Source organism: Haladaptatus litoreus (assembly GCF_900156425.1).
Lineage (GTDB): Archaea > Halobacteriota > Halobacteria > Halobacteriales > Haladaptataceae > Haladaptatus > Haladaptatus litoreus.
In genome coordinates this window covers 467,507-480,818 of the sequence record NZ_FTNO01000002.1, presented here as the reverse complement: position 1 = coordinate 480,818, position 13,312 = coordinate 467,507, and the positions used below count along the sequence as shown (strand labels likewise).

At 58.3% G+C, this 13,312-nt stretch carries 13 protein-coding genes; 8 read left to right on the top strand and 5 right to left on the bottom strand.

Going from position 1 to position 13,312, the window contains the following annotated elements:
• Positions 1-16: 16 nt before the first annotated feature.
• A complete protein-coding gene (locus BW974_RS13525) occupies positions 17-313 on the bottom strand; it encodes a DUF7990 family protein (RefSeq protein ID WP_076430784.1) in 297 nt (98 codons plus the stop codon).
• A gap of 121 nt (positions 314-434) precedes the next feature.
• On the opposite strand from BW974_RS13525, the gene BW974_RS13520 reads away from it, so the two are divergent.
• From BW974_RS13520 to BW974_RS13500, 5 genes are all read left to right on the top strand, one after another.
• Positions 435-1,724, top strand: a complete 1,290-nt coding sequence (locus tag BW974_RS13520) for a GTP-binding protein (RefSeq protein WP_076430783.1) — start codon at positions 435-437, stop codon at positions 1,722-1,724.
• A 92-nt stretch (positions 1,725-1,816) separates the two neighbouring features.
• Positions 1,817-2,494, top strand: coding sequence for a uracil phosphoribosyltransferase (gene upp, locus BW974_RS13515; RefSeq protein ID WP_076430782.1), 678 nt, complete (start codon positions 1,817-1,819; stop codon positions 2,492-2,494).
• A 96-nt stretch (positions 2,495-2,590) separates the two neighbouring features.
• The gene (locus tag BW974_RS13510; RefSeq protein ID WP_076430781.1) at positions 2,591-3,457 is read left to right on the top strand and encodes a polysaccharide deacetylase family protein; all 867 of its coding nucleotides are present in this window, start codon (positions 2,591-2,593) and stop codon (positions 3,455-3,457) included.
• A gap of 62 nt (positions 3,458-3,519) precedes the next feature.
• Entirely contained in the window at positions 3,520-3,915 is a 396-nt protein-coding gene (gene hisI / locus BW974_RS13505; RefSeq protein ID WP_076430780.1) for a phosphoribosyl-AMP cyclohydrolase, read from the top strand.
• Positions 3,916-3,924: 9 nt separating this feature from the next.
• Entirely contained in the window at positions 3,925-5,037 is a 1,113-nt protein-coding gene (locus BW974_RS13500) for a DUF7118 family protein (protein WP_076430779.1), read from the top strand.
• Positions 5,038-5,057: 20 nt separating this feature from the next.
• On the opposite strand, the gene glmM is transcribed toward BW974_RS13500, so the two are convergent.
• Together glmM and BW974_RS13490 are read right to left on the bottom strand one after the other, a co-directional pair.
• A complete protein-coding gene (gene glmM, locus BW974_RS13495; RefSeq protein WP_076430778.1) occupies positions 5,058-6,422 on the bottom strand; it encodes a phosphoglucosamine mutase in 1,365 nt (454 codons plus the stop codon).
• Between the two features lie 47 nt (positions 6,423-6,469).
• Positions 6,470-7,693 (bottom strand): MFS transporter, encoded by a 1,224-nt coding sequence (locus BW974_RS13490; protein WP_076430777.1) that lies wholly within the window; start codon positions 7,691-7,693, stop codon positions 6,470-6,472.
• Between the two features lie 108 nt (positions 7,694-7,801).
• On the opposite strand from BW974_RS13490, the gene BW974_RS13485 reads away from it, so the two are divergent.
• Together BW974_RS13485 and BW974_RS13480 are read left to right on the top strand one after the other, a co-directional pair.
• A complete protein-coding gene (locus tag BW974_RS13485; RefSeq protein WP_076430776.1) occupies positions 7,802-8,671 on the top strand; it encodes a DUF7351 domain-containing protein in 870 nt (289 codons plus the stop codon).
• A 56-nt stretch (positions 8,672-8,727) separates the two neighbouring features.
• Positions 8,728-9,522: an HVO_0234 family beta-propeller protein gene (locus tag BW974_RS13480; RefSeq protein ID WP_076430775.1), complete on the top strand. Its 795-nt coding sequence runs from the start codon at positions 8,728-8,730 to the stop codon at positions 9,520-9,522.
• A 32-nt stretch (positions 9,523-9,554) separates the two neighbouring features.
• Here the strand turns inward: BW974_RS13480 and BW974_RS13475 are convergent, their stop codons facing one another.
• Entirely contained in the window at positions 9,555-10,055 is a 501-nt protein-coding gene (locus BW974_RS13475; RefSeq protein WP_076430774.1) for a hypothetical protein, read from the bottom strand.
• A gap of 184 nt (positions 10,056-10,239) precedes the next feature.
• Between BW974_RS13475 and BW974_RS13470 the strand changes: the two genes are divergently transcribed.
• Entirely contained in the window at positions 10,240-11,088 is an 849-nt protein-coding gene (locus BW974_RS13470) for a ribose-phosphate diphosphokinase (protein ID WP_076430773.1), read from the top strand.
• A gap of 1 nt (position 11,089) precedes the next feature.
• On the opposite strand, the gene BW974_RS13465 is transcribed toward BW974_RS13470, so the two are convergent.
• A complete protein-coding gene (locus BW974_RS13465) occupies positions 11,090-13,183 on the bottom strand; it encodes a hypothetical protein (protein WP_076430772.1) in 2,094 nt (697 codons plus the stop codon).
• Between the last annotated feature and the right edge of the window lie 129 nt (positions 13,184-13,312).

The window sequence follows — 13,312 nt, the reverse complement described above, 5'->3', positions numbered from 1 at the left end:
ACTCGTATCCATCGTGTTAGAAGTGGTACTGCTGACCCTTGCGTTCGATGAGCGATTCGCGGTCCCACATCCGGCGTTCCCACGCTTCGAACTCGTCGGTCAGGTACGGAAGCAGTTCGGCGGTGTAGTACGAAATCGGACTCGGGACGCCGAACACGTCGGGAAAACACGCGAGCATAAATTCGTCCTCTACGTCCTCGGCTTCCTTCTCTATCAGTTCGTACGCGGGGTGGGAAATCATCCCGTGATAGAGACCGCGAAGCCACTCCGAGACGTACTCGCGGTACGTCTCGATTCTGTCCGCTAGTGACATACTACCACAGTGTCGTCCTCGCTATTTAAGCAACCGGGTCGGGGAAGAACGACGAGTGAAGCAAACCGTCTCCTCCTGCGGATACGTTTAAGACGTTCCGGTGCGTGCGACGCGATACCAAATGAGCAAGGGTCGAATCCCGGTCACGATTTTAAGCGGTAATCTCGGTGCAGGCAAGACGACGACGCTCAACCATCTCCTCAGCCAAAGCAACGATAGGGACATCGCGGTGCTCGTCAACGACATGGGCACGATAAACGTCGATGCCGAACTGATACAGGACGGAACCGAACTCACGGCCGAAAACGGCGTCGCGGAACTCTCAAACGGCTGTATCTGCTGTGAATTGCAGGACGACCTCCGAACCGAGGTCAGCCGACTCGCCCGCGAATGGGAGTTCGACACCCTCGTCGTGGAATCCTCGGGAATCAGCGAACCTGCCCCCGTCGCTCGACTGTTCACGACCGAATCGCGCGCCGCGGCCCGATACGACGTGGATACGACGGTTACCCTCGTCAGCGCGCGCCAGTTCCGCGACTTCTTCGACGGCGATTCACCAGTCCAGCGAACCGAAACCGAAGACGGCGAAACGCGCCCCCTCTCCGACCTCGTCATCGAGCAAATCGAGTTCTGCGACGTGCTCGTGCTCAACAAATGCGACCTCGTGGACGAGGAAGAACTAGACGAAATCGAGGCGACCCTTCGCGCACTCCAACCGCGGGCGGAACTGATTCGAACCGAACACGGGCAAATTTCGCCCGACGCAGTCCTCCAACGCGGGCTGTTCGACAGGGATGCAGTCAGCGATTCGGCAGGGTGGAAACGAGCGATGGAACACGCTGGCGAGCATACAGAAGGCGGGAATGGTCGTGAACACGACCATTCCCACGAAGAGGGCGACTACAATCACGACCACAGCCACGATGACCATCGCAGCGACACTCACAGCCACGCCCACCGCCACCCGGAGGAAACCTACGGCGTGTCGTCGGTCGCGTATCGTCGCCGAAGACCGTTCCATCCCAAACGGCTCTCGGACTTCTTCGAGTCGCTTCCCGACGGAATCATTCGAGCGAAGGGAACCTTCTGGCTCGCCGGGCAGGAGTGGGTGATGGAGTACGGCCAAGCCGGGTCGTCCGCCCGCGTTGAAACTGCGGGTAGGTGGATTGCAAGCCTTCCAAAAATCGACCAGAAGCTCTACCGCGACAACCGTTCTGACCTCGACTGGGACGACGAGTGGGGCGACCGTGAAACGAAACTCGTCTTCATCGGAACCGACTTGGACGAGGAGACGATTCTCGCCCGACTGGACGACTGCTTACTGACCGACGAGGAGATGGACACGGAGTGGCACGAGTTCGAAAACCCGTTTCCGCAGTCCGAAGACGGCCTGCTGACCTTCGGCGAATAACCGAAATCGCGGCGTTTTCGTCCCGTGTCAAATCTTCCCGATGCTTCGGGCGTATCGTTAGCTTATAGCCACTCGCCACGCACGAATCGCATATGACTATCGAGCAGCGAGGTGACGCCCACCTCATCACGCACGCGATGGCGAAGGACACGCTCTCGAAGATTCGAGACGAGAACACGGAACAGGTCGGTTTCCGCAAGGGCCTCGTCAAACTCGGCCGTATCTGCGGCTACGAAATCATCGACGGCGCGATGGACACGGAGTACGTCTCCATCAACACGCCACTCACCGAAACGACGGGCGAGCGCGTCAAAGGACTGGACAACGTGGTCATCATCAACGTTCTGCGTGCCGCGACGCCGTTCGTTGAAGGCCTGCTGAAGGCGTTCCCCCGCGCGAAACAGGGAGTCATTAGCGCCGGCCGGAACGAGGATGCCGGAATGAACGAAAACGGCGAATTCCCCATCACCATCGACTACGTGAAACTCCCCGAAATCACGGAGAAGGACACGGTCATCGTGGCCGACCCGATGCTCGCCACGGGTAGCACGATGTGCGCAGTCCTCGAAGAGGTTCTGAACGAGCAACCGAACCCGGAGAACTTCTTCGTCCTCTCGGCGGTCAGCGCCCCTGACGGACTTCTCAACGTCCACGAAAAGTTCCCACAAGCAGACCTGCTAACCGTGAGTATCGACGACCGACTCAACGACGACGGTTTCATCGTCCCCGGACTGGGCGACGCTGGCGACCGTGCATTCCGCACCACGTAGCTCTCTCGCTATCCGATTTTCCCTCGCTAATCCAACGACAGGCGACGACTCACGAATGAGATAGAGATATTTCACTTTCGGTCGTCTCCGTTTGCGATGCCCAACGCGACCGTCTGCCTGACCTACGATTTCGACGCCGTGTCCGTCTGGATACACACCTTCGGTGCGTCAAACGCGCCCACGCAACTGTCTCGCGGAATCTACGGCGCGTGGGTTGGCGCGCCGCGCCTCCTCGACCTGCACGACAAACACGATATTCCGGCAACGTGGTTCGTCCCCGGGCACACGATAGAGAGCTTTCCCGACCGCGTGGGGGAAGTCCACGACAGAGGCTACGACATACAATGCCACGGCTGGCGGCACGTCAATCCGGCCACGTTCGACGGCAAGGAAGCCGAGCAGTCTGAATACGAACGGGCGATTTCGAACATCGAGGACGTGACGGGGCGCAAACCGACGGGATTTCGCTCGCCTGCATGGGAGTTCTCGGAACACACGTTGGAAATCATCGAGGAACTTGGATTCGAGTGGGATTCGAGCCAGATGGGGAACGACTTCGCGCCGTACCACCTCCGCAAAAACTGGAAGGCACCCGATTCCGACCCCTTCGAACTCGGTGACTCGACCGACATCATCGAAGTGCCGATTTCGTGGAAACGGGCCGACTTCCCGGCGCTGATGTTCGTCTGGGAGCAGTCGATTCTGTGGGGCTACGCGAACGAACGAGCGGTTTTCGACCTCTGGAAAACCCAGTTCGATTGGATGTACGAGAACGTAGAAGACGGGATTTTCACCCTCGCCATGCATCCGCAGGTCATCGGACAACCGCCGCGAACGCGACGATTGGAGGAGTTGATTCAGCACATGCAGACGAAACCGGGCGTCGAATTTGCCGGTGTGGACACTGTCGTCACCGAAATTCGGGACGGCGAGCGCGAGGTTTTCGACGTGATGGGAACATAGACGATTCGGTTGCCGCGTTCCTCACGAAAAAGCCTATTCCGAACCAATCCCTTCGCTCAAGCATGACCGAAGAAGTCGCGCTAGCATTCGATGACGCAGACCTGCTCCCCGCAATCGCCCAAGACGCCGATTCCGGCGACGTGCTCATGCTGGCCTACGTCTCGCCGGAAGCAGTCAAGCAAACCGTCGAAACCGGCCTCGCACACTACTACTCCAGAAGCCGGGACGAACTCTGGAAGAAAGGCGGCACCAGCGGCCACGTCCAACACGTCGAAAACGTTCGTGTCGATTGCGACGGCGACACGTTTCTCTACCTCGTCGAACAAGAGGGCGGCGCGTGCCACACGGGCTACGAGTCCTGCTTCTACCGCCAAATCGAGGAACTGAATGGCGACGAAACCGCCGAAATCGAAGTCGTCGCGGAGAAGGTGTACGACCCGGATGAAGTCTACGAATGACGAACTGGTATGAGCGACCTACTCACTGACCTTCGGAACGCGGACGAAGCCTGTCGAGAGGCCGAATCTGCGGTTTCGGAGCACGGAAAGACACGAATCGAGGCGGTCGCCGACGCCCACGACCGCGCGATGACACTGCTCAGTCGGTACGAGGGCAAAGCCACCGGAACCGGCGATTTCAAGGCGTTCGTGGAGTTTCAAGGCCAATTTGCGGATTTGGTCGAGAACCTTCCCGACGACCTGCCCGCTCGCGAGTCATTCGAGCGGGCGGAAGACATCTCAGACAAACGACGCCTCAGCGAGGGCGATTTCGACCGGATTCGACAGACGCTCGAACCCGCCGACGAAATCGCGTCCCGCCTCGACGAGCGCCGGGAAGCAAACAAGCAATACCACGACGTGCGCCGCTCTGTCGCCGACAGAATCGCCGAACTGGACGAGAAAATCGACGATTTGGAACGGTTACAGGAATTGGGCGAAGCCGATTTGGACGCCCCGACGGAGGAACTAAGCGAACCAATCCAAGCCGCGGACGACGCGATTTCGTCGGCCTTCGTCGCGTTCAAACGTGATTCGAGCGCCCGCGAGGTGATGCAATTTCTCACCGCGACTGAACAGTATCCGCTGGTCGAGTTCGATTCGCCGCCGGAGGAACTCAGAAGCTACCTGCTCGAAAACGAGGTTGGCGAGAAGTCGATTCCCGACCTGCTCGAACTCGCCCGCTACTCTCGGTCGAAACTCGACCACTACGTCTCCGACCCTGACGAACTGAAACGCACCGTCTCCACAAACGAAACGTATCTCGACCGACTCGGCGCAGACCCACTCCTCATCGGCTGGCCGCCAGCCCCCGCCAACGAACTTCGCTGGTGGTGTGAGGAGGCGATTCGGGTTGCAGACCGCTTCGCGCCCGCCGAAGCGGTCGCTCGCCTCCGTGAAGTCCAGCGACTCACGCACGACTCCAGATTCGACACGCTACGAATCGCGGCACAAGCACGAGCGGAGTTGACTGACGAGGAACGCGAGCGACTCGCTCGCGGTGCTGTCGAGGACGAACTGCAACAGATTCGTGAGCGAAAAACCGAACTGAACGACGCGCTCTCTGACTATCCGAAACGGTAGATTCCAGACGAGATTTTAATTCATACGCTCGCTTTTGCCGTTCTCAGCGCTTCTTCCATCTCTTCGGATAGTTCTTCGGCGCGGTGTTGCTCGCGTGCTTCGGCGTAGATTCGAACCATCGGTTCGGTGCCGCTCGATCGTGCGAGCACCCACGCATCGCCGAAGTCGAGTCGGTAGCCGTCGCGAGTGTTGAGTTCTGCGTCGGATTCCTTTGCTTTCCGCTCAGCCGCGGAAAGGAGCGCGTCGTGTTCCGCGTCCGTCGTGTACGAGATGTTCGTTCGGATGTTGTGATAGCCGCTGTACGGCTCTACCACGTCGCTGGCTTTGCGACCAACCAGCAGTTCGAGGAACTTCGCGGCGGTGTAGGCTCCGTCGCGGGTCAGGCGGTAGTTCGGAAAGAAGATGCCGCCGTTGCCCTCGCCAGCGACCGGAACCGACACGTTCTGGTCTTGCAGTTCGCGGATTCGGGTGATAATGTTCGTACTGCCGATTGGCGTTAGTTCGAGCGTCGAACCGGTTTCGCGAGCCACGTCCACGAGGCGCTGAGAGACGTTGACCGCGGAGACGACGGCATCGCCGGCTTCCAATTGTGCGGCGGCGAGCGCGGCCAGCGTGGCATCGCCCTCGATGTAGTCGCCGGTTTCGTCGTAGAAGATGGCGCGGTCTGCGTCCCCGTCGTGTGCGATTCCGACATCTGCGTCGGTCGATTCGACCAATCGCCCGAGGTCGCGGAGATTTTTGGGAACCGGTTCCGGGTTGCGTCCGGGGAAGTGTCCGTCGGGTTGGCTGTTCGCCGTGACGACCTCGCAGCCGAGTTTGCGGAAGAACTCGGGCGAGGTGAGCGACCCTGCGCCGTGTCCCGGGTCGAGCGCGACGGTCAGGTTCGCGTCGGCAATTTTCTCGGTGTCGATGTGTTCGAGCAGTTGCGAGACGTACCAGTCGCGGGCGTCTTCGATGTGGTGGCTGTGTCCCGTTTCGCTCCAGCGAACCTCTTCGAACGCTTCGGTCAGGAACTTGTCTTCGATGCGCTCTAAACTCCCGACGGCGAGTTCGATACCGTCCTCGCCGATGAGTTTCACGCCGTTGTATTCCGGCGGGTTGTGACTCGCAGTTATCATCAACGCTGGAACGCCCTTGCGCTCCGCGTAGGCCTGTGCCCCGGGCGTCGGAACGACACCGAGACGGTCTACATCCGCCCCGATACTGGCCAACCCGCTGGCGGCGGCGTCGGCGAGCATGTCGCCGGTAGCCCGCGTATCTCGGGCGAGAGCGACTCGGTCGGAGCGCCACACCGTCCCTGCCGCCTTCGCAATCTTGAGTACGAACTCGGGGGTCAACTCGTCGTTCGCGACCCCTCGCGTTCCACTCGACCCGAACACCTTCATGTTCGGTTCTGCGGATTCTGTGTTCAAAGAGATTCCGAATACCGGTGCTACTCCGCCTCTGCCGGGCGTCCCGTGACCGTCTTGACCGGTGATTCCCACGCGAGAACGACGAACGACCCGGCTATCAGCACCCCGCCAGCGGCCGCGAGCGCAGTGAGCGGCGACGATACGTCCGAAATCACGCCGCTTCCGAGTTGGAACGGAATCACCGTCACGGAACTCACCATGGCAAGCGCGGAGAGCACGGTTGCCCGTCCGAGGGTGTCGATTCTATCGTTGACGTACTGCGAGGCCAGCGAGCGCGTCGTTTCGGAAATTCCACGAGCGAACAGGAACGCGGGAATCGCTAGAATCGGCATCGTCCAAAGCGCGATGAGTCCGACTCCGACGACGAAGGGAATCACGAGGAACCAGCGCCGAAGTCCGACACGTTCCCGAATCGTTCCGGTATGATAGCTCAACCCGGCCGAAAGAAGACTGATCGCCGCGTAGAACCAGCCCAGGAGCGGTTCGACCTCTCCCTGTGGAACCCCGACCTTTGGAAGAACGGTTTCGAGAACCGGCTGAACGTACATGAAGACGAGATACGAAACTGCCGAAAACAGGACGAAGTAGTACACCACGAACGAACGCAGTTTTGGGTGTGAAAGCGTCTCGCCGACGACGCCGACCGCTTCCCGCAGGCCGAGTTCGTCGGCGTCGTTTTCCTCGTAACTCGCCGGTTCCTCCCAACTCAGCAGAATCGGAATCCCCGCGCCCGACACCACTGCTGCCACCAGAAACGGATACGAGAGGTCGATGTTGCCGAGATAGCCGCCAGCAACGCTGCCGACGACGCCGACCAGTAGGGCGACGGATTGTCCCCGCCCCCGAATGTGTACGAATTGGTCTTCCGACAGTTCGTCCGCGAGTGTGTCGTAAAGCCACGCGTCGTCGCTTCCCGACCGGAAGTTGTAGCCCATCGACCAGCAGGCGTACAGCACAGCGAGTTCGAAGAACGTTTCTGTGAAACCGATTCCGACGAGCGTAACCGTGATAATCGTCGTTCCGACGAGCAGGCTGTTTCTGCGCCCGATTCGGTCGCCGACGTACCCCGTCGGAATTTCCCCCAGAACGGTCGTGACGTTGTAAATCCCTTCGAGAAGTGCGATGGCCGTGAAATCCACGCCGAGCGAGAGGAAGTAGAGATACATTATCGGGCGGTAGAACTCGATTGCCTTGGTCGCCTTGTAGGCGTAGTAAAGCCCGATATTCCGGCTTAAACCCTCCATAGGAAAGTAAAGACACTGCTGTTCTGAAACCGTTCTGCGCAAGCAGTTGCACATAGAATACTGACATTTTTCGGGAGAGATATACATCCGCAAAGTCGAACAATCGGTATGGACGACGCCCGCCCAGACCCCGCCGACGCGCTCGCCGCAATCGGCAACGAGCGTCGGGTGTCGATGATATACGAACTTCAGCAGGCGTTCCGCGAAGGCGAGTACGCACTTCCCTACGCGGAACTCAAACGACGCGTCGGCGTGCGCGACAGCGGGAATTTCAACTACCACCTTCAGCGACTTGTCGGGCAGTACGTTCGGAAAACCGCGGATGGGTACACGCTCACCTACGCCGGGCGGAAAGTCGCAAGCGCGTTGACCGCCGGAATCTTCACGAAACAAGCAGACGGAACCACGCTATCCGCATCCGGAACCTGCTACAACTGCCACGAAGAATCCCTCGTGGCACGATACGAACACGAACGAGTTTGCATCGCCTGTGCCGACTGCGGCGAGGAACTCCTCCACAATCCGTTTCCGCCCGCTCCGACCACTCGCAGAAACGACCTTCTTTCCGCCTTCGACGCGTGGACTCGTCGCTGGAACGCGCTCGCATTCGCGCGGACGTGTTCGGAATGTGGTTCCCGGATGGACGGAGAATTGACCGACGCAACTCCCACTTTGAGCGTCGGTGACGTGCCGTATCGACTTCGGGTGACCTGTCGGGAGTGCTGGGCCATGTCAAACCTCCCGCCCGGTCTGCTCGTCCGCGACCATCCGAAAGTCGTCGAATTTCACGCCTCCCACGGCGTCGATATTGCGTCTATCCCATCGTGGAACCTCGATTGGGCGCTCCATCACGACTATCTCGGTGTCGTTTCTGACGACCCACTCAGGATTCGACTACGAATCCCGCTCGAAGACGAAGAACTGCAACTAACGTTCGACAGGAAAGGAACCGTCGTTTCGACCGCAACCACGCGATAATCGAAGTCGGGGCGGTAACCCGAACGTTTTCCCCGATTCGCATCGCTGATTCGGATATGACCAGCATCGACGAAAAACGGGTGTACAGCGACCGGGAGGGGACGACGACCGTCTTCGTCGCCACGGAACTCGGCGTTGCTCGCGTCGAAGCGTCCGGAGACATTGTCGGAGAGTTCGCCATCGCCCATCGTTGTGTCGCCCGTGACGTAGCGACAGCAGACGGTTCCCTCGCAGTCGCGACCGACGAAGACGTTCTCGACGGCGATTTCTCGCCCCTCGACTTCGGCCCGGCAGTCGCCGTTGGATTCGACGGCGACGACCTCGTCACTGCGGGCGAAGACGGAACGTTGGCCCGCTACGACGGCGATTGGCACGAACTGGCGTCACTCCCCGAAGTGCGCGCTATCGACGGCAATCTCGTGGCGACTGCTGACGGTGTCTATCAAATCGTGGACGATGGTGTCCGGCACGTTGGTCTGGACGACGTTCGGGACGTTTCCACCGACGGTGTCCCGTTGGCCGCGACTGCCGACGGACTGTACCGGCTCGGCAACGGCTGGATGGACGCTATGGCGGGCGATTTTCGCGTCGTGAATGCGACGGATGAACCCACCGAAACCGCATATGCTGGAACTGCCGACACGTTGTTTTCGAAATCGGGTGGCGAGTGGGGCGAGAGCGTCGAGTGGGAAGAAGTCGCACTCCCAGTGGACGAACCAATCGTTGATCTCGAATTCGGTAACGGCGTGCACGCCGTTACCGAATCTGGAACGTTCCTTTCGTCTGTCGGTGACGGCTGGCGAAGTCGTCATCTTGGGCTGAAAGGCGTCCGAGCACTCGCGGTTCGCTAATTCACATTCACTGTCGACAGCGATAATCGACATCAAGCCCGCCGATTCGTATCGAGTTCGTACAGTCCGCGGTGTACTTTTCGCACGAGTCCGAGTCGGGTGAGGTCACGGAGGCGGTCTTTGACACACTCTTGGGTGACACCGAGTTCCTGTGCGAGATAGGCCGGTATCGCCCGTCCTTCCGAGAGGAGATTGAGGACGCCTCGTTCACTCGGCGTGAACTCGTCATCTTCGAATGGAACGTCGATGAGGAGCGTTTCCGTCGTTCTGTATTTCGAGCTATCGGCACGCTCGGGATTTTCGAGGCGAAGTTCGTACAGACCGCGATAAGGCTTCGATACGAGTCCGAGTTCCCGCAATCCGTCGAGCGTCTTTCTGGCTGTATTTGCTCCGACTGCAAGTTCGGTAGCGACGTATGCGGGCGTGCAACGACCTTCTGCGAGCAGGTTCAAAATACCCGTCTCGGCGGGCGTGAGGTCGGATTCGTCCACCGACCGCGATACGTCGATACTGAGCCGAGTTACCGAAACCATTGTCCGACAGTACTACTTTACTCCATAAATAATATACTCTTGTCTTTATATATGTATAAGAACCACTACCAACTGAAATATATTTGTTAGAACGGTTCCAGAGCGACTTCGTGATTCGAGATGGATTTGTCGCCCTTCGCTCCGAGTGAAAACGGGTTTAAACGGGGGTATCCAGTCTTCTCGTATGATACTCAGTGGGTCTGCCTCCCAGTCGTTGGCGGCCACACTCGCCGACGAAATGGACGAATCGCTCGCGTCCGTGGAGTATCGGTCGTTTCCGGACGGCGAACTGCTCGCCAGCGCCCCCGGATTCGAGGATACCCGTGCTATCATCGTCGCTTCGACGATTTCTAGCGACGCTCACCTCGAACTGCTGCAACTACAGGACGCTGTCCGCGAATGGGGTGCCGAGGAAGTCGTCACCGTCCTCCCCTACATGGGCTACGCCCGGCAGGATAAGACGTTCGAGCGCGGCCAGCCGATTTCCTCTCGCGCAGTCGCCCGCGCAATCAGCACCGGAACCGACCGTGTGCTGACGGTCAATCCCCACGAAACTGCCGTCTGTGACTTTTTTGACGTACCCGCTGAACCCGTGGACGCCGCAGGCCGACTTGCCGACCCGCTCCCCGACGACCTGACGGAACCGGTTTTCCTCTCACCGGACGAAGGCGCGCTCGACATCGCCGACACGGTGCAGGCCACGTATGGCCGCGGCGTTACGGATTACTTCGAGAAGAAACGACTCTCCGGAACCGAGGTCGAAATGACGCCGAGCGATACCGACGTGACCGGGCGAGACGTGGTCATCACCGACGACATCATCGCCACCGGTTCGACCATGAGCGAGGCTGTTTCCCTTCTCCAGAACCGGGATGTCGGTCGCGTGTTCGTCACCTGCGTTCACCCGATGTTAGCACGAAATGCTCGAACGAAACTCGCAAAAGCGGGCGTTGAGGCTGTGTACGGCACGGACACTATCGAACGAGCAGTGAGTCAGGTGTCGGTTGCACCTGCCATCGCCGACGCGCTGTAATCTACAGCACTTCCGCTACGTCATCCGCCGAGATTTCATCGCTCCAATACAGATCGCCGTCGATTTCGACCGGCATTGGTTTTTTGCTGAAAAAGTCATTCAGTTCTGTGGGTGACAGTTCAACGGTCGTAGTTTCCCCACCGGGCAAATGGTACCGCGCTTCTTTCTCCGCAGACAGTTCCACAAACGACCCTTGCTGGAAATAGTTATTTACGAATGTGTCAATTCTGATGTTGAAACAGCCACTATCGGCGGATTCGATGACCAAACGATGAACGACTCCGCTTTCGCTCTGACAGAGTGTTGCGTCCCCATCACCGATTGCGGTGTAGTTGTAGCCTGTCAAGAAATATCGATGAATCAGTGATAGTGCTGTCTGAACCGAGAACCCCGTACTCAGCATTCGAACGAACGACTGACCGACCTTCGTCGCGGTGGTGTTTCCGATTTTGGAGAGGGTCACGGCACCTGCGACTGCGCCACGCTCGACGAGCGTCCTTCCTTGCACATAGGAACTACACGCATTGAGAAGGAACGTTGTGGCGTCTATATTCGAGATAGTTCGGGCGTCTAGATAGCCATCCTCGCATTTGATGCCATCATCCGAGATATGGCCGATGTAATGGAAAAAATCCGTCTGCGTGGTGAGATGGTCACGTAACTTCTCTTTCGTGATTTGATGATAGATGGAAACATCGAATCGTGGGAGGTCACGGAGGTTGTAGTAGCGGGCAACATGGCTTTCACTCTGCATCGATGGGTCGTTACAGACGATGGTCACGGAAATCGTCGCTGTCGCGGCTCTGTTGTCCCCTTGTTTGTTCATTGCACTCGCGTACAGACTTTCATATGTCAGTTTGCTCCGCTGGTATGGATACCCCGGGCCGACCCATGCATGCTGTAACGCATCGGGTTCCCCGTCCATTTCGAATATGTTTGGGGGCGTCTTCGTACCAACATCCATCTGGGGAGTCGATTCTCGCAAAAAGTCTTGAAGCGTTTCTGGTCGCTGTGCTTTTGGCTTCCCTCCATTTGGCGTCTGTGCCATCCGAACGAACGCGAGTTTATCGGCTACGAACGGAAGTATCTGGACGTTCTCGGTTGTTGGCACCATGTCGATGACCTGATGCCACGGTGAAATGGCATGTTCGAGCGCAGCAAACGGCACATCGAGATACGCAGGAAGCCGGGCTTCCAACGGTGCGTCGAAAAGCGAATCGAAATCAAGCGACACCCGTGGCTCAACCAACTCTCGTTCGTGGAGCGTGATGGGATAAAATCCATCTATCCGGGTCAGACACTCCAAAAAGAAGACTTTCTGAAGGACATGTTCAACTGTTCGTTCGTACCCATCCTTGCCATCTAATTCGTATTCGAAATCACCAGCGATGAGTCGTGGCTGGGTTCCCGAGACAACCGAGGAGTTGAGATAGTACGCAAGCGGTGTTGCAGGATACAGATACTCCAGCTCTGGTGGAAGAACGAGCGTCGTTTCCGATTCTCCCGGTTCAATCGCGGATGAGACGTGGAACTGCTCACCACGCTCGATAAGCGGCGGATGTCCCCGGCGCGATGGGTACGACCGCTCGGGGCTGGTCGTTTTCAACAACGACCCAAGTAGTGACAGTGCCCGCATGATGTCGTCAGGGTCGTTAGTGACCGTGATGGTTCCAGCGGGCTTCCGCGTTGTTGACCGAATGCCGAGAATCACCCGACTGCTCCCGTCGAACGACAGCGTTGACCCTGAATCAGTTCGTTGGAACCGTATCGAACTCGACACTGAAAAGTACACCTTCATCGGTGCGTTGCCGAACTCGACGATATATTCGTCATCTGGGAGACGCGCCGTATCGTCGTCTCCGGCGCTCTCGAAGCGAAGCGACCCGTCCGTGTCTCGAATGAAAATTCCCCGCCGCCGTGGACTGTTGATAGCCGACGTTTGCATCTCGACAGCCGTTTCGACCGGGAAGTCGAGCGCTTCCGTATCAACCAGCGTCGGCGAAACTGGTGCTGGCGTTCGAAGCACGAACCGAGCTTTTCGAATCGGGTCAGTGAGTTCGACTCCAGATTCGCCCACAAGCGGTTCGATATTCATTGTTGTATAATCCTGTGACCATGAGGTATCTTTTCTTACTGGAAGAGGCTTTCCGAACCACTCAATGATGATTATTCCGGATAATTCAATAATATTGATACGAAAGGGTTCGGAACGATATGGATTGCC